Below are 16,362 nucleotides of genomic sequence, written 5' to 3'. Positions count from 1 at the left end.
TATCACGTCACCCTGAAATTGCCGAACTGCCACGGGCAGCTTGTGTCGACGGCTTCGGCGAACAGCCGGCCGCGATCCTCGATCGGCGTCCAGTCGGAAAAAACGCCGACGACATCGCCGAGATAGGGCCGCGCGATGTCCAGCACCCGCGCATGGTCGATTGCGTCCGGCTCGATCACGCCGCGCGCAGGGTTCTCCAGCACCCACACCAGACCCCCAAGCACGGCCGCCGTCACCTGCAGGCTGGTCGCGTTGTTGTAGGGCGCCAGCGCCCGTGCCTGTTCGATCGACAAACGCGAGCCATACCAATATGCGCCCCTGGCATGGCCCATCAGCAACACGCCGAGCTCGTCGGTGCCGGAGACGATCTCGTCCATCAGCAGCCGCTGGTCGGGCTGCCTATGCCAGTTCTTGCCGGCCAGTTCATGCAGTGACAGCACCGCGTCATCGCACGGGTGATAGGCGTAGTGCACCGTCGGACGCCATAGCACCGCGTCGCCCGCACGATGCGTGTAGGCGTCGGCAATCGAGATCGACTCCGAGTGGGTGACCAGAAAGCCATGGAACGAGCCCTCAAGCGGCGTCCAGCTCCGCACCCGTGTCGCAGCCCCAGGACGGTCGAGATAAATCGCGGCATCACACCCGAAATCATGTCTGCGCGCGTCAGACGGCCAGGATGTCTCATGCGTGCCCCAGCCCAGTTCCGCCGGCTGGCAGCCCTCGGAGACAAAGCCGTCGATCGACCAGGTATTGACGAACTCGCCACGTCGCTTGGCGACGTCGGCAACCTGGGTGTCACGCTCGGCGATATGGATCACCTTGACCGCGAGCCGCGCCGCGAGTGCTGCCCAGCCCTCGCGCGTCTCCGGTGCCGCGTCGCCCGCCAGATCCAGCAGCGCCTGCTTGACGAAGTGCGACACCAGGCCGGGGTTGGCGCCGTGCGTGATAAGCGCGGTCGGGCCGCCACCGCCGAGCCGCAACGCCGATTCGCGCAGCGCATAATTCGATCGCTCGGAGGCCGACAACGAAGGATCGCTGTAGCCACCGGCCCAGGGCTCGATGCAGGTATCGAGATACAGCGCACCCAGTTCGCGGCACAGCCCGATCAGCGCCACCGAGGAGACATCCACCGACAGGTTCAGCAGGACATCGTCGGCAGCCAGCATCGGCGCAAGTGTCGCCCGATAGGTCTCGCGGGTGAGGGGTGCCACCCGGAAATCAACGCCGTAGGCCGCCGCGATCGCTGCTCCGCGCGCATCTCCGGTCAGCACGCTGATTTGCGCGGGCGTGATGCCCAAATGACGCAGGATCAGGGGCAGCACCCCTTGGCCGATACTGCCGAACCCCGCGATCACTAGGCGCCCGGTTAAATCCACATGCTTGATCACACAGCCTCCTTATGTCTGTCAGGCGAACGCCGTCCGTTGACAGGACGGGCGGCCTCGCGCCAGATCAGCATTCGTGCAAGATCGCCTCAAGGCGGCAATCCTCGGGAGGGAACATAATGACCGATAAAATCGACGCGGCGTTCGGCATGGATCGTCGCGGCATGCTGCGAGCCGGCGCCCTCGGCACCGCCGCCGCGGCCATCGGGCTTGCGGGCTCGGCGCGCGCCGCCGGCCTGGTGCCGAAGCACCCGAGATTCCGGTTCGTGTTCGTCAACCACGTCACCACCAATCCGTTCTTCACCGCCACCCGCTACGGCATCGCCGACGCCTGCGCATTGTTCGGCGCGCAGTCGCAATGGACCGGCTCTGAGAACAGCATCGCCGCCCAGATGGTGAGTGCGATGAATTCCGCGATCGCCTCCAAGGCGGATGCCATCGCCGTCTGCCTGGTCGATCCGCACGCCTTCAACGACCCGGTCGAGCGCGCGCTACAGGCCGGTATTCCGGTATTCGCCTACAACGCCGACGCGCCAACAAGCTCTGGCAACAAGCGTCTCGCCTATATTGGGCAGGACCTGTTCAAGGCCGGTCAGTTGATGGGCGAGCGTATCCTGACCTTGGTGCCCTCGGGCCGGATCGGCCTGTTCATCGCCACCCCAGGGCAGCTCAACATCCAGCCGCGTATCGACGGCGCTGAGGACGTGCTCAAGAAGAGCGGCCGCAACTACCAGATCGACATCGTCGCCACCGGCGCCACGGTGAACGAGGAAATCTCCAAGGTGAAGGCGTATTACCTCGGCCACCAGGACGTCAAAGGCATGTTCGCCGTCGATGGTGGCACCACGGAGGGCATCGCCGAGGCGATGCAGCAGTACGGCCTGCCGGCCAAGGGCGTCCATGGCGGCGGCTTCGACCTGCTGCCGCAGACGCTCGAGCTGATCAGCAAGGGCGACCTCGACTTCACCATCGACCAGCAGCCCTATTTGCAAGGCTACTACACGGTCATGGAAATGTTCAACTTCCTGGTCTCCGGTGGCCTGGTCGGCCCCGCCGACATCAACACCGGTCTGAAATTCGTCACCAAGGAGTCGGTCGGGCCCTATCTCTCGACCAAGACACGCTACGAGGGCAGTTCCAGCACGGTGCAGGACGTCAAGCGCAGCGGCCCGATCCAGTCCTGATGCGGCCTCTGCTCGGCGCCCTGCTGCGGTGGCGCGAGGCGAGCATCGTCTTCGTCGCCATCGCACTCGCCGTCTATTTCGAGAGTGCGAACAGCAACTTCCTGCTGACCGGCGCCAGCCTGCAGAACCTGTCGCAGTTCATAGCACCCGTCGCGATTCTCGCCTGCGGCGAGGTGATGTTGATGATCGGCGGAGAGATCGACCTCTCCGCCGGCATGGTCTACGCGCTGGCGCCGTTCGTGATGTATTTCGCGCAAATGGCCGGCATTCCGCTGGTCTTCTGCATCATCCTTGGCCTCGCCGCCGGCGCCCTGGTCGGGCTCGCCAACGGCGTGATCACCGTGTTGCTGAGCGTGCCCTCCTTCGTCACCACGCTCGGCACCCTGTTCCTGCTGAACGGCTTCACGCTCACCATCGCCAATGGCACGCCGGTCAGCATCGAGTCCTCCGATTCGTTCGCCAACTTCATGGGTCACGGCGGCTACGCGGAGTTCATCTGGGCCGTCGGCGTGGTCGTGGTCATGCATGTGCTGCTGCGCAACACCCGCTGGGGGCTGCACACCATCGCCTCGGGCGCCAACCCGATCGGCTCCAGCGAGGCAGGCATTTCGGTGCGTCGTATCAAGGTCGGCAATTTCGTGCTCAGCGGCACGCTCGCCGCCCTGACCGGGATTCTCGAAGCGTTCCGGATTTCCTCGATCGATCCCACCGCCGGGGGCACCAACATCATGTTCCTTGCCGTCGCCGCCGGAGTCATCGGCGGTACCCCGCTCGCCGGCGGCTCCGGCACCATCATCGGCGCGCTGATCGGCGCCATGGTGCTCGGCATTCTCAGTGACGGCTTCACCCTGATTGGCATCAACGCCTTTACCTTCAACCTGATCCTGGGAGCTGCCATCCTGCTGGCGATGCTGTTCAACATCCACATCAACCGGCTCAAGCGCGGAGGTGCGTCTCCTTGAGCGAGGTCATGCGCGCTGACACGATCACCAAGCAGTTTGGCCCGGTCTCAGCACTCAACGGCATTTCGCTCACCCTGGCGCGCGGCGAGATCCTGGGCGTGCTCGGCGACAACGGCGCCGGCAAGTCGACGCTGATGAAAATCCTGACCGGCTATCAGCCGCAGACCAGCGGCCGACTGTTTATCCACGGACAGGAAACCGCATTGCGCTCCGTTGACCACGCCCGCTCGCTCGGCATCGAATGCGTCTATCAGGATCTCGCACTCGCCAACTCGCTGACGATCTACCACAACATGTTTCTCAACCGGGAAATCCTCTACCCGGCGCCGTTCCGACTGCTCAACAACCGCGCCATGCGCAAGCGTGCCGCCGAATGCCTCGAGGAAATCGGCGTCTCGGTGCCGTCCGTCGATGTCGAGGTCGGCGCACTCTCCGGCGGCCAGCGCCAAGCCATCGCGATCGCGCGCGCGGTGAACTCCAAGGCACGCATCCTGCTGCTCGACGAACCGCTCGCCGCAATGGGTGCGCGCGAAGCCGGGCTGATCATCGACCTGATCATGCGCCTGAAATCCGAAGGCGACCTGTCGATCGTCATGATCATGCACAACTACGCGCAAACACTGGACATCGCCGACCGCATCATGCTGATGCAGCGCGGCCAGGTCACCTACGAAAACCACGCGAAATCGACGTCCGTCGAGGAACTCATGTCCATCGTCCGACGCGAATACCGGGCGCTGCGCGCGGATACGCTCGCGTAAGGTCAGGGCTCTGCCCTGGACCCGCTGGGGCCGTCACGCGAAGGCGTGCGCCGCACGACAGGCCCCAGACCCCCAATTCATAGGTCGAGGGTGGCGGGCCGCCCTACGACACTCCAGGAACGGCGCTGCCGCGAGAGGATTGTGCTCCAAACCGACGGATGTCCGGAACGCTCAACAGAATCCCGACGCTCACGAGCACACAGGATGCTGCCCAGGCCAGCGTCGCGTGCGGACCCAGCAGAGCCATTGCGGGTGCGGCCAGAACATACCCGAGCGGGTTAAGTCCGGTGACGGCAAGTTGGACAACCGACATGACGCGAGACAACATCTCAAGCGGAACCTCCCGCTGGATGGCTGTCAAAGTCAATACGCTCAGGACCGCGGCACCAACGCCGAATGCGGCAGCACCGGCCAAGAGAGCGGGAAACCGTGCATCCGCGGCGAGAAGAAACAGCAGAGGCAGAAGCGAGCAAACCGCCAACTCAACGGCCACCAGTGAGCGTTTTGGTTGCCACCGGGTCGCTCCCATCGCACCTGCGAGCGCGCCGGCACCGATCACCCCCAGCAACGCGCCCCAAGCTCGGGCACCGTCCGGGTGTGCCGCCAACAACTCCGGAGCGATGACCTGGAACGGCGCGTAAGCGAGTAGGTTCAGCAGCCCGACCTGGCCGACAAGCAGCCACAGCCAGCGACGCTCAGCATAGGCACGAAAGCCTATCCGGAGGTCCCGTCCGACATAAGGGTATTGCGGTGCTGTCGTCGACCGCGCATCGGGCCGAAGCCTGACAAGGCCGAGACACACAGCGCTGGCAGCGTAGGACAAACCATCAAGGCCGAGCGTCCATCCCGGCCCGACGCCGACGACGATCAGCCCTGCCGCGGACGGCCCAATGATCATGGCGAGCGCGTTGCCCGTTCTCAGCACCGCGTTGGCGCGGCCCAACTCCTCCTTGTCCACGATCCCAACAAGAAATCCGCTGCTGGCCGGGCCGAAGAAGGCGTTGCCGACACCAATCAGCGCAGTCAGGGCCATGAGGAGAACGAGTGACTGCGAGCCTTCGATCAAGGCGCAAGCGAGTGCGATCTGGACGAGGAACCGCAACAGGTCGCTCGTGATCATCACGCCCCGCCGCGACCAGCGGTCCCCGACAACCCCACCGATCAGCAAGAGGCAAACCGTGGGAATGGTTTGAGCCGCCAGCACGAGCCCGAGCGCACCGGCGCGCAGTCCGGCATCCAGTACTGCGAAACTCAACGCCACAGGCACCATGGCCGAACCGATCGCCGACAAGGTCGCGCCGGCGAAATATAGTCTGAAGTTGCGGTTCTGCATCATCTGGCGAGCCTAAAGAACCCTGCAGTGTTTATGAAGTGCCACTGTAAGGCTGCGCCAGATCCCTAACCTCACCTCGATACCGGTGCTGCGTCGCGAGAGGCGGCATCCGCCGTCGGTGATCAGACCAGCATCGCGATGATGCGGCGGCGCTGAACAGCACATCGTTGCCGGTATCCTCGATCAGGGTGCGTGTCCCATGATCCAGCCGATCGGGATCACCGAGCGCCCAGAGCAGCAGATGCGTGTCTAGCAACAGGCGCATCAGCGTCCTCAAACACCTCAAGCATATCGATCGGCAATGTGTCGGACTCGGCCGGCACCTGAAGCTCTCCGGACAGCACGCCGAGCACCCGCTTTTGACCGGCAGCGGCTCCGGTGAGCGGCACCAGCCTGGCGAGCGGTCGTCCGGCAAGGGCGATGATGATCTCCTCGCCTGCGGCGGCCTGCTCGACGAGCCGAGAGAGCTGGATCTTGGCGGCGTGAATGTTCACGGTCTGCATGCGGCTCCCACCGGAATAAATCTAATCCTCTTCACCTACTTCTGGCGCCCTGCGAACACCACCAGGATTTCCCACCCAATCTCTCGGGAGAGTGCAGTCTGCACCGAACAGAGCGCCAGGAGCGAGTCGAGGCCCGGGAAGTGCTCCAGCCGAGGGCGCTCACGGGGAGTGCGAATCCGCTTCTCGCGATCGTCTTGACTTCGCTTCACCTGCGAATAGTCTTGAGTTCCCCGGGGGGGAGCGGATCAATGATCTCAAACAGGATATTTGCGTCGCCTCTGCGATGGGGGCTCAGGTTCGCGTGTCTTGCGGGCTTGCTGTCGCCCGCGTCGTCGCTCGCGGCGGGAGCAGCGTCCGTCGGGCACGGACAAATCCTTTGGGATACGTACGGAATACCGCACATCTTCGGCGCCGATCGGCTCGCGGTGGTCCGCGGGCTCGGCTACGCGGAGATGGAGGGTCAGGCGGAGACGATGCTCGCCAATGTCGCGCAGGCACGTGGGCGGATGGCGGAGTATTTCGGGGCCGGGACGGATGGTGCGAACGTCGCCAGCGACATCCAGGTTCGGACCGAGCGGATCCCCGAGCGGGCAGCACTTTGGGTGCTGCTCGGTGGCAGGGAGCAGAGACGAATCCTGCAGGCGTTCGCGGATGGGGTGAATGAATATGCGGCCCAGCATGGCGACACGATCGCCCCCTCGTTCCGGCGGGTGCTGCCGTTCCTGCCGTCGGATGTGACCTCGGGCGAGCAGAACACGGTCAACTTCACCTTCATGCCGGAGCAGGACAACCTGCCGGCACTGCTGGCGGCCTGGAAGACGGGAGGGCGAGCGGCGGCGAATGCGTTGGCGCGGTCATTGACGCCGGGCGGATCGAACGGCTGGGCGATTGCGCCGTCGAAAAGCACGAGCGGGAATGCGATCCTGATGGGCAATCCGCATCTGCCCTGGGGGAACAACCAGCCGATCCCCGGGCTTGGTCTCTATCAATGGATGGAAGTGAACCTGGTCATCGGCGATCCGGGGCATCCAGCTCTGGATGCGAGCGGCGTGGTGTTCACGGGTTTGCCGTTCCTCGGGATCGGGTACTCGGACGACATCGGCTGGACGCATACGAACAACACCATTCAGAACGCAAATTACTACGAGTTCACGGTTGATCAGAAGGGCTTCTATCAATTCGGCGGCGCCAGCCTGCCGCTCATTACGAGCACCGCCACGATAAAAATTCGCAACGAGAACGGCAGTTTTTCAACCAAAACATTTCGGGTCCAAGATACGATCGATGGGCCGGTAGTGGCGCAAAGCGGAGACAAGGTCTTGGCGCTCAGGGTGGCGGGGCTCGACCAGCCGTCCCTCGTGACGCAGTACTGGCACATGATCGAGGCGCATAACCTGTCGCAGTTCATCGCGGCGAATTCAATGCTGCAGATGCCGTTCTTCAACGTCGTCTATGCCGATCGCGACGGGCACGTGATGTATGTGTTCGGCGGGCGGCAGCCGGTGCGGGCGGGTGGCACGTTCGGCGACTATGACGGGATTCTGGACGGGAGCAATCCGTCGACACGGTGGACCCGAACCTTCGACTGGGGTTCGCTGCCAAGAGCGATCGATCCGCCGGGCGGGTTTGTGGCCAACAGCAACAATCCACCCTGGACTTCGACGTTCCCGCTGACACCGACCAACGATCCGAGCCGGTTCCCGGCGTATGTGGCGCCGTCTTTCATGGATCTGCGGCCGCAGAACGCGGCAAACTTCCTGCTGTCGCAGCCGAAGTTCACGGCGGACGCGCTGTTGGCGGGCAAGGAAAACGTGCACATGGAGCTTGCCGACCGTGTGCTGCCGGATCTTATCCAGGCGGCGAAGACGTCGGGAAATGCCACGGCGATCCAGGCTGCGGGCGTGCTCGAAGCCTGGGACCGCAATGCGGATGCGCTGAGCAGGGGCGCGGTACTGTTCGAGCGGTGGTGGAACATCGTGTCGGGTGACCCGGCAATCGCCAAGGACGACACGATCAATTTCTATTCGCCGCATCCGAAGTTCAGGGTGGGGTGGAGTGCGGCGGCACCGCTGACGACCCCTTCGGGCCTTGCGGATGCGAAAGCGACAATTGCGGACCTCGTCTCCGCGGCCGAGCAAACGGAGGCGACCTATGGATCGCTCGATGCGGCGTGGGAGGATGCGCATCGAACCGTACTGGTAACGCACGATGCGACTTTCGCGCAGACCATACCGGTGTCGGACGATGCGGTAAGCGGTTCGGACGGCAAATTCGGGCCGGTGCGGGTCGTCAATTCGTTCCAAGGGCCGGTTGCCAACCAGCTTTGGTCGTATGCCGGAGACGGCTATGTGCAGCTCGTCGAGTTCACGCCGCAGGGAGCAAAGGCGAGGGCGCTGTTGGGGTACGGAAACTCGTCACGCCCGGGCAGCCCGCATGTGACGGACCAATTGGCGCCGTTCAATGCCAAGGCGCTCAGGCCGGTATGGCGGACGCGGGCGGAGGTGGAGCAGCACCTGGAGAAGACAGAGGCCTATTGATTTCAGGAGACTGTCCGCGACCACCGCGCGCGCGCGGTCCCTTATGCCACGTCTTTGCTCAGGCAGGCTGTGCTGCCGCCCTTTGAAGTTCGTGCTCCAGGGCTGTCAGGCCCGCACCGCCAGCCATGTGAAACATCAATTCCTCAAGCGTGAGGTTGGCGCGCGCCGCGTCCAGTTCGACTTCTCCGCGCGCCAGAACTACGAAATGGTCTCCGACCATGTAGGCATGGTGCGGATTATGCGTGATAAAGATCACGCCGACGCCTTGCTGACGCGCAGCTTGAGCGATGTAGCGTAGGACAAGTCCCGACTGCGCAACGCCCAGTGCTGCCGTCGGCTCGTCGAGGACAAGGACGCGCGCGCCGAAATGTACGGCACGCGCTATTGCAACGACCTGCCGTTGGCCGCCCGACAACGTTCCGACAGGCTGCTCGAGGTCGCTGACCTCGATCCCCATGCGACGAAGTTCCACGGACGCCGTTTGTATCATCTCCTCGCTATTGAGGCGACGAAACGGCCCGATCTTCCGGACGATCTCGGAGCCCAGGAAGAAGTTGCGCCAGATCGACATCAGCGGCACGAGCGCCAAGGTCTGGTACACCGCTGAAATGCCCAGATCGAGCGCGTCGCGTGGCGAGGCGAAGTGCACCTCTTTGCCGTCGACCAGGTAGCCGCCCTCGTCATGACTGTGCAGGCCGGCGATGATACTGATCAATGTCGACTTGCCGGCGCCGTTGTCGCCGAGAATGCAGGTGACTTCGCCTGCTCGAACCGACAGGTTGATGTTGCGCAAGGCGGCGAAGCTTCCATAGCTCTTGCCAATCCCGCGCAGTGACAGCAGAGGTTCGGTTCGATCCGCCATGTCACCTGCCCCTGCTGGCGCGATAGCGAAGCCAGCCATTGAACACGGTGGCCAGCAGCAGCATGGCGCCGACAAAGAACTGGAACCAGTCGGGATCCCAGTCGGCGTAGATCACACCCTCGGTCGTCATGCCGAAGATGAAGGCGCCGAAAGCCGAGCCGATCGCTGAACCATAGCCGCCGGTGAGCAGACACCCGCCGACGACCGCCGATGCAATGTAGAGGAGTTCGTTGCCGATGCCGGCACCAGATTGGACGGTATCGTAGGAGAACAGCATGTGCATGCCGGTGAACCAGGCGGCGAAGCCGACCAACACGAAGAGCCCGACCTTGACCCGCATGACCGGAATGCCGACCGCGCGCGCGCTGTCCACCTGTCCCCCAACAGCGAAGATCCAGTTTCCAAAACGGGTGTGGAGAAGTACCCACGTCGCCGCGATCGCAAAAACCAGCCAGTAGATGATCGCGATGTTAATCGAAACCCCGCCGAACTTCAGGGTCGAGGCAAAAATCGCGTGAGCGACGTTGAAGCCCGGAAGATTGCTGATGTCATCGGTTGCGACGTTCCCCGTGATCAGCTTGGTCACGGCGATGTTTAGGCCTTGCAGCATCAGGAACGTCGAGAGTGTCACGAGGAAGCTGTGCAGCTTGGTGCGGATCAGCAGGTAGCCATTAAGGAACCCGATCCCGAGAGAGAGCAGCAGCGCCAGAGCCACCCCAAGCCAGATGCTGCCGAAGGCACGCGACGCGAAGATCGCGGCGCACAGCGAGGACGTCGTGACGGCGACCCCCGCGCTCAGGTCGAATTCGCCTCCTATCATCAGCAGCGCGACCGCAACGGCCGGAATGCCGAGCACCGCGGATTGGTAGAGAATGGTGGTGAACGCGGCGAGTTGCCGGAACGGTGGCGCCATCACCGAGAAGAAGGCAAAGACCAGGATTACGCCGCCAACCGAGCCGATTTCCGGCCGTTTCAGCGCCCGCTTCCACGCCGATTGCCGTTGCGTCCGTACGGAGGGGGAGGTGACGTGGATGCTGTGTTGCGCGGTCGTCACGGCGTGTCCCGATCCTGAAATACGATGTCAGCGCATGCCGGCCTTCGCAAAGGCGGCCACGACGTCAATGTTGTCTTTGGTGATGAAGGCCGGCCCGGTCAGGACGGCCTTGCCGCCGCCGATAACGTCGCCGTTGGCGCGGTTGAGCCAGAGCAGGTCGATTGCGAGGTAGCCTTCAGCATAGGGCTGCTGGTCGACGGCCCACTGGATCTTGCCCTGCTTGATCATCGTGACCGCGCGCGGCGTAAGATCAAAGGTTGCCACCTTCGCCTTGCTGTTGGCGGCCGCGACCGCGGAAACCGCCGTTGGCGCGAACGGCGCGCCCAGCGTCACGACGTAGCCGATGCTCCGGTCCTGCTGCAGCTTGGCGACAATGCGCGACTGGGCGCTCGCCATGTCGTAACCAGCCACGTAGAGGATATCGAGCTTGCCGTGGAACGTCTTCTGGATGCCCTGGCAGCGTTCCGCGAGCTGCACGGCGCCCTGTTGCTGATCGACGCAGATCGCGGCCTTGGCGCCCTCGCTGTTCAGCCGGTTGCCAACCGCCTCCCCGGCAATGGTTTCGTTTTGCCCAACGAACATCGTCATCTTCGCCCGCTTCCAGTCGTCACTGCCGGCATTGAAGCCGATCACTGGAATGCCCGCGGATGTGGCTTTTGCCACCATGGGTATTTCCGCATCGGGAAAGGCCAAGGTCAGCGCGATGCCGTCGACATGCTGCTGGAGCACGTTTGTCACAAGCTGCGCCTCGCCGGACGCAGTTGGGTTGGCGAGATAGATCAGTTTGACCCGGTCGTTCCTTGCAGCGGCTTCGCCGCCTTTGCGTACGATGTCCCAGAACGTGTCGCCGGGCTGGCCGTGGGTGATCATGGCGAACGTGTAGGTCTTGGCGGGGGCGGCATGCGAGGTGGTAGAGGCGGCGAATGCCCCGATCCCGCCGAGTGCCGCAACCATCATGGCTCCAGCCGTCAAACCAATGCGCTTCATGTCCGGTCCTTCCTCTATGTTCGCCCTTTCGTTCAGGCGTTTTCGTTTTCGTCGTCTGTTCCTTGTTGCGTCAGAGCGCGTTCTTCGGCGTCGGGCCGCTCTCATAGCCTCCCCAGATTGATTGGTCGTATTCAATGACTGACCCGGTCATCAGGCCGGATTCGGCGCTCGACAGGAACGTCACCGCGCGCGCGACCTCGAAGGGATCGATCAGACGCCCGTTCGGCTGGTCGCGCGATGCCGCGTCGAGCCAGCCATCCTCGGCACCGTGGTAGGTGCGCATGATGCGGTCCTCGCCCTCGGTCGCCATCCAGCCGATGTTCAAGCCGTTCACCCTTATGCTGTTTCGCAGCAAAGCGAAGGCGGTGTTGCGCGTGAGCGTCGCGAGCGCGCCCTTGGACGTGCAGTAAGCGGCGATGAACGGCTGCCCGGCGCGTGCCGACATCGAGCCAATGTTCACGATTGTGCCCGCTATCGCCTCACGCCGCATGATCTTGATTGCGTCCTGCATCAGGAAGAACGGTGCCCGCACATTCACCGCCATGATGTAATCGAACAGCGTCTCTGAGGTGTCGAGGATGGTGCCGCGATCGGTCACTCCGGCGGCGTTGACGAGCGCGTCGACACGGCCGAACGCGGTATCTGCCGCCGCCACCACCTTGCGGCAGGCATCGACATCGCCGAGATCGGCAGCCACAAAGATTGTCCTGGTGCCGGTCGCACTTTCGATTGCCGTGGCGGACGCCTCGCCTTTATCGCGGTTGCGGCCGCAGATGACGAGACCGGCAGCGCCTCGATCAGCGAACGTGCGCGCGATGGCCGCGCCAAGTCCCTGAGTTCCTCCGGTCACAATCGCGATCTTGCCCGACATGTCAGCCAAGCTCGCCTCCCGGCACGGTCTGGGTGGCAATCCGAACCATCCGGCCTGTCCTTGCCGACTCCGTCGCGGCGTCGGCAAGTCGCAGGGCCTGCACACCGTCCGCAAGCGTGACCGGCATTGCGTTCTGCGTTTCAATCGCTTCGATGAAGGCGTCGAGCTCGCGCCGATACGCCTGCTCGTATCGCTCGATAAAGAAGTTCAGCAACGGTTCGTGCGCCTCGGTCCGCTCTCGTGTGAACCGCCTAACAGTCGTCGCCCGCACATGGTCGTTCAGCAGCATCCCCTTCGATCCCGAAATCTCGAGCCGCTGGTCATAACCGTAGACGGCCTGTCGAGAATTGTTGATGTGGCACTGTCTTCCCGACGCGGTGCGCAGGTTGACCATCACGCTGTCGCTGTCGCCGATCGCCTCGATGCGTTGGTCGACCAGGCAACTCGCGATTGCCGACACCTCGACTGGTTCTTCGCCCAGGAGAAACCGAGCGAGATCGAAGTCGTGTATTGTCATATCCCGAAAGATGCCGCCCGACGTCCGAAGATAGTCGAGCGAGGCAGGTTCGGGATCGCGGCTGGTGATGACCACCTGGCGAACGTCGCCGATTTCGCCGGCATCGATCGCTTGACGCAAAGCGATGACGGCCGGATCGAAGCGACGGTTGAAGGCAACCATGACGCGGGCGCCAAGGCGGGCAAGTTCGGCCGCGGCCTCGGTCGCGCGGCCGGTGTCCAGATCGATCGGCTTTTCGCACAATACCGCACGCCCCGCCCGCGCCGCCTCGAGCATCAGGGCGACATGCGTATCCGTGGGAGTGCCGATGATGACCGCGTCGACCTCCTCGTGCCGGATCAACGCGACGCTGTCGCGGTCCGCCCGGCAGCCATGGAGGGCGGCGAGATCCTGCGCCGCGGTTCCGAACGGGTCGGCAATGCCGAGCAGCCGGCAACCGCGCGCGTTCGCGACGTTGCGGGCATGCACCTTGCCGATGCGTCCCGCGCCGAGAACCGCGATCCCGATCATTGGGCGCTCACTCCGATGGCGACGGGCTGGCCGCCGTCGCGGGCCGAGCGATAGATCGCGTCGACCACCTCAAGCACCGCGACGCCCTCGTCGAACCCGGCATGTCCCAACCCGGCATGTCCCAACCCGGCATGTCTGGGGGCGTCATCAGCAATCGAGAGCAGGAAATCGCGTGCTTCGATCGCCTTCAGGTCATTGAAGCCGATCTGGTGGCCGGGGGCGACGCAGAAGGCGCCGTAGGGTTCGTGCTCGGGCCCCGCGACGATCGTGCGAAAGCCGCGACGAGCCGCCTCATCGCCCGCACAATAGAGCTGAAGTTCGTTGAAGCGTTCCTGCGAGAACGCGATTGACCCGGCCGACCCCGCGATCTCAAAGGCGTGCTGCATGGTTCGACCGGTGGCCAGCCAGTTGGCCTCGATCGTTCCCACGACGCCGCTGCGGAATCGAAGCCGCGCGGTCGTGACGTCGTCCACGGCGACGGTGCGCCGCTCGGCGGCGCCGGCCGCAATCGGGCGGCTTGTCACCAGCGTATCGGTGCGTCCGTCCACCTCGACGATCGGGCCGAGCAGGTATCGTGCGGCCGCGATAATGTGGCTGCCGATATCGACGAGTGCGCCGCCGCCATTGGCTGGATCGAGGCGCCAGCTCCAGGGCTGCGACACGTCGGCCATGAAGTCTTCGGCGTGGATGCCGCGAAACGTACGCACCTCGCCGATTTCGCCGCCCGCGATCATGTCGCGGGCCAGACGCATCATCGGGTTCTTGAGGTAGTTGAAGCCGACGGCCGTCCTGACCCCACGGTGACGTGCGGCCTCGGCCATGATACGCGCGTCCGCGAGGGTCGGCGCGAGCGGTTTTTCGCACCAGACGTGCTTACCCGCGTCAATCGCGGCAAGCGCCATGTCCTTGTGCAGGCGGTTTGGGGTGGTGATCGAGACCACCTCGATCCGGGAGTCGGCAACCAGTTCCCGCCAATCGCCGGTGGCGCGGGCGAAGCCGAAGGCGTCGGCGGCACGGCTCGCCTGCGCCTCGGTCTGGTCGGCCAGCATCCGCAGCTCTACCCGGAACGGAAGCTCAAAGAGTTTGTCGACGTTCAGGTAGGCGAGGGAATGCGACCGTCCCATGAAACCGGAACCGATCAGTCCGACGCCGATCGCAGGTTTGCTCATGAACGATAGAACTCCGATGGTCCAATTCTTGTTCAATACGGAAGGTGAGCATGGTCGGGCGACATGGTGAACTGCCACGCGCGGACCGGGCCGGCCATGACGTTCAGGTACCAGAGATCGAAACCGTGCGGCGCGCCGACCGGATGGTAGCCGCGCGGTACCAGGACCACGTCGCGGTCGCCCACCGCCATCGTTTCGTCGAGCGATCCGTCCTCGGTGTAGACACGCTGCAACGCGAAGCCGGAACCGCGCGCGAGCCGGTGATAGTAGGTCTCCTCGAGATAGGTTTCTTGCCCCGGGATGTCGGTGTCGTGCTTGTGCGGCGGATAGCTCGACCAGTGGCCGCCGGGCGTGACGACCTCGACAACCAGCAGGGTTTCTGCCGGCGCGTTGTCCGGCAGGATGTTGCGGACGTGCCGCAGATTGGTGCCGCTGCCGCGATCGAGCGTCTCGATCTCGGAGGCACGGATCACCCGCGTGGCAACGCCACCCTTCGGCGCCGGCGAGGCGCAGAGTGCGAGTTCGACGTTGCCTTGGGCCACCGCGCGCCAATCCGTCCAGGGCGGGATGTAGACCGCGTCACCCGGCCCTTCGAATGGGCTGCCGCGGCCGCCGAGCTCGCCGAGATCGTCGTTCCCGACGGTGATCAGCGCGCGTCCCGATAGCAGGACGAGACAGAGCTCGCGTCCGTCGCCGTGGCGCTCCATTGCTTGTCCGGCAGTGAGATCAACCGCCTCGAAGCCGACATAGGACCAGCCGGCGTTCTCAGGAGTAATCGACTGGACGACGCCGTCCGGCGCCGACCGCCGTGGGTGACGCAGCAGTTTCGAACTCATTGTCCGAGCTCCGCCTGCTTGATGAACGACGCAACATTGCGCCGGCCGAGTGTTGCGTAGTCCAGCGGGTTCGCGCGCGCCGGATCCTGTTCCGCCTCGACGACGATCCATCCCTGATAGGGGCGGAGCGCACGGAATACCGAGACATAGTCGATCGAGCCGTCGCCGGGAACGGTGAAGACGCCGGCGAGCACCGCGTCGAGAAAGCTCCAGTCCTCGCGGTCCGCCTCGGCCCGCACCGACGCGCGTATGTCCTTGGCGTGCACGTGTGCGATCCGTGCATGATAACGTTGGGCGAGGGACACAGGATCAGCACCTCCCCATGTCGCGTGACCGGTGTCGAGCAGAAGATGCACGGACGGACCGGTATGCGCCATCAGCGCGTCGATCTCGCGCTCGTCCTGCACGACGGTTCCCATATGGTGGTGAAAGGCGAGGCGAAGCCCGTCGGCGGCGAACTGGTCGGCAAGCGCCGTGAGCTTGCGCCCATAATCGGGCCACGCGTCCGGCGGCATGCGCGGCCGCCGCGAGAGCGGCACGCGTTGCCGCGTGTGCACGGTCTGATCCACCTCGGCGAACACCACGATGTCGCACCCCATCGCGCGCAGCAAAGCCAGATGCGGTGCGGCGAGCGCGCGCTCCTCCTCGACGCTTCGCGCCACCAGCGCCCCGCCATACCAGCCGGATATGCAGGCGAGATTGTGGCGTTCGAGCACGCCGGCAAGCAAGGCTGGATCGCGCGGGAACTTGCCGCCGAGCTCGATGCCTTCGTAGCCCGCTTGTCTCGCCTCGCGCAGACACGTCTCGAGTGGGGTGTCGCCGCCCAGCTCCGGCATGTCGTCATTCGACCAACCGATCGGATTGATGCCGATACGTATCGTCATCCCGGTC

General features: G+C 64.2%; 15 protein-coding genes. 4 read left to right on the top strand and 11 right to left on the bottom strand.

From position 1 onward, the window contains the following. Positions 1-2 precede the first annotated feature (2 nt). Positions 3-1,388, bottom strand: a complete 1,386-nt coding sequence (locus ACQY4K_RS07120; protein WP_428394690.1) for a homospermidine synthase — start codon at positions 1,386-1,388, stop codon at positions 3-5. Between the two features lie 116 nt (positions 1,389-1,504). Here ACQY4K_RS07120 and ACQY4K_RS07115 point away from each other — a divergent pair, with 116 nt between their 5' ends. The 3 genes from ACQY4K_RS07115 to ACQY4K_RS07105 are packed head-to-tail and all read left to right on the top strand — an operon-like array spanning position 1,505 to position 4,292. Continuing rightward, positions 1,505-2,569 (top strand): sugar ABC transporter substrate-binding protein, encoded by a 1,065-nt coding sequence (locus tag ACQY4K_RS07115; protein ID WP_428394688.1) that lies wholly within the window; start codon positions 1,505-1,507, stop codon positions 2,567-2,569. After that, the gene (locus ACQY4K_RS07110; protein WP_428394686.1) at positions 2,569-3,531 is read left to right on the top strand and encodes an ABC transporter permease; all 963 of its coding nucleotides are present in this window, start codon (positions 2,569-2,571) and stop codon (positions 3,529-3,531) included. Before ACQY4K_RS07115 ends, ACQY4K_RS07110 begins: the two co-directional genes overlap by 1 nt. A gap of 8 nt (positions 3,532-3,539) precedes the next feature. Beyond that, positions 3,540-4,292, top strand: coding sequence for an ATP-binding cassette domain-containing protein (locus tag ACQY4K_RS07105; RefSeq protein WP_428394684.1), 753 nt, complete (start codon positions 3,540-3,542; stop codon positions 4,290-4,292). A gap of 103 nt (positions 4,293-4,395) precedes the next feature. On the opposite strand, the gene ACQY4K_RS07100 is transcribed toward ACQY4K_RS07105, so the two are convergent. Beyond that, positions 4,396-5,625: an MFS transporter gene (locus ACQY4K_RS07100; protein WP_428396008.1), complete on the bottom strand. Its 1,230-nt coding sequence runs from the start codon at positions 5,623-5,625 to the stop codon at positions 4,396-4,398. 218 nt (positions 5,626-5,843) lie between these two features. Next, complete coding sequence (locus tag ACQY4K_RS07095; protein WP_428394682.1) at positions 5,844-6,128, bottom strand: type II toxin-antitoxin system Phd/YefM family antitoxin; 285 nt, start codon at positions 6,126-6,128, stop codon at positions 5,844-5,846. Positions 6,129-6,442: 314 nt separating this feature from the next. Between ACQY4K_RS07095 and ACQY4K_RS07090 the strand changes: the two genes are divergently transcribed. Continuing rightward, positions 6,443-8,665 carry a penicillin acylase family protein gene (locus ACQY4K_RS07090; RefSeq protein WP_428394680.1) on the top strand — a complete coding sequence of 741 codons (2,223 nt, stop codon included), beginning with the start codon at positions 6,443-6,445 and terminating at the stop codon, positions 8,663-8,665. A gap of 58 nt (positions 8,666-8,723) precedes the next feature. On the opposite strand, the gene ACQY4K_RS07085 is transcribed toward ACQY4K_RS07090, so the two are convergent. From ACQY4K_RS07085 to iolE, 8 genes are all read right to left on the bottom strand, one after another. Further along, positions 8,724-9,458, bottom strand: a complete 735-nt coding sequence (locus ACQY4K_RS07085) for an ATP-binding cassette domain-containing protein (protein ID WP_428394679.1) — start codon at positions 9,456-9,458, stop codon at positions 8,724-8,726. 70 nt (positions 9,459-9,528) lie between these two features. Continuing rightward, positions 9,529-10,581, bottom strand: coding sequence for an ABC transporter permease (locus tag ACQY4K_RS07080; protein WP_428394677.1), 1,053 nt, complete (start codon positions 10,579-10,581; stop codon positions 9,529-9,531). Between the two features lie 27 nt (positions 10,582-10,608). Further along, positions 10,609-11,568, bottom strand: a complete 960-nt coding sequence (locus ACQY4K_RS07075; RefSeq protein ID WP_428394675.1) for a substrate-binding domain-containing protein — start codon at positions 11,566-11,568, stop codon at positions 10,609-10,611. A gap of 70 nt (positions 11,569-11,638) precedes the next feature. Further along, the gene (locus tag ACQY4K_RS07070; RefSeq protein WP_428396006.1) at positions 11,639-12,439 is read right to left on the bottom strand and encodes an SDR family oxidoreductase; all 801 of its coding nucleotides are present in this window, start codon (positions 12,437-12,439) and stop codon (positions 11,639-11,641) included. Between the two features lies 1 nt (position 12,440). Further along, the gene (gene iolG, locus ACQY4K_RS07065; protein WP_428394673.1) at positions 12,441-13,466 is read right to left on the bottom strand and encodes an inositol 2-dehydrogenase; all 1,026 of its coding nucleotides are present in this window, start codon (positions 13,464-13,466) and stop codon (positions 12,441-12,443) included. Further along, positions 13,463-14,635: a Gfo/Idh/MocA family protein gene (locus tag ACQY4K_RS07060; protein WP_428394671.1), complete on the bottom strand. Its 1,173-nt coding sequence runs from the start codon at positions 14,633-14,635 to the stop codon at positions 13,463-13,465. Before ACQY4K_RS07060 ends, iolG begins: the two co-directional genes overlap by 4 nt. A gap of 32 nt (positions 14,636-14,667) precedes the next feature. Continuing rightward, a complete protein-coding gene (gene iolB, locus ACQY4K_RS07055) occupies positions 14,668-15,471 on the bottom strand; it encodes a 5-deoxy-glucuronate isomerase (RefSeq protein WP_428394669.1) in 804 nt (267 codons plus the stop codon). After that, positions 15,468-16,355 carry a myo-inosose-2 dehydratase gene (gene iolE, locus ACQY4K_RS07050; protein WP_428394667.1) on the bottom strand — a complete coding sequence of 296 codons (888 nt, stop codon included), beginning with the start codon at positions 16,353-16,355 and terminating at the stop codon, positions 15,468-15,470. Before iolE ends, iolB begins: the two co-directional genes overlap by 4 nt. Positions 16,356-16,362 lie beyond the last annotated feature (7 nt).

Source organism: Lichenicoccus sp., from assembly GCF_965276875.1.
Classification (GTDB): Bacteria; Pseudomonadota; Alphaproteobacteria; order Acetobacterales; family Acetobacteraceae; genus Lichenicoccus.
This window is presented reverse-complemented; position numbering and strand designations above follow the sequence as displayed.

Coding starts and splice junctions, on each gene's coding strand:
- ACQY4K_RS07115 (WP_428394688.1), top strand. CDS start 1,505: ATGACCGATAAAATCGACGCGGCGTTCGGCATGGATCGTCGCGGCATG.
- ACQY4K_RS07110 (WP_428394686.1), top strand. CDS start 2,569: ATGCGGCCTCTGCTCGGCGCCCTGCTGCGGTGGCGCGAGGCGAGCATC.
- ACQY4K_RS07105 (WP_428394684.1), top strand. CDS start 3,540: ATGCGCGCTGACACGATCACCAAGCAGTTTGGCCCGGTCTCAGCACTC.
- ACQY4K_RS07100 (WP_428396008.1), bottom strand. CDS start 5,625: ATGCAGAACCGCAACTTCAGACTATATTTCGCCGGCGCGACCTTGTCG.
- ACQY4K_RS07095 (WP_428394682.1), bottom strand. CDS start 6,128: ATGCAGACCGTGAACATTCACGCCGCCAAGATCCAGCTCTCTCGGCTC.
- ACQY4K_RS07075 (WP_428394675.1), bottom strand. CDS start 11,568: ATGAAGCGCATTGGTTTGACGGCTGGAGCCATGATGGTTGCGGCACTC.
- ACQY4K_RS07070 (WP_428396006.1), bottom strand. CDS start 12,439: ATGTCGGGCAAGATCGCGATTGTGACCGGAGGAACTCAGGGACTTGGC.
- iolG (WP_428394673.1), bottom strand. CDS start 13,466: ATGATCGGGATCGCGGTTCTCGGCGCGGGACGCATCGGCAAGGTGCAT.
- ACQY4K_RS07060 (WP_428394671.1), bottom strand. CDS start 14,635: ATGAGCAAACCTGCGATCGGCGTCGGACTGATCGGTTCCGGTTTCATG.
- iolB (WP_428394669.1), bottom strand. CDS start 15,471: ATGAGTTCGAAACTGCTGCGTCACCCACGGCGGTCGGCGCCGGACGGC.
- iolE (WP_428394667.1), bottom strand. CDS start 16,355: ATGACGATACGTATCGGCATCAATCCGATCGGTTGGTCGAATGACGAC.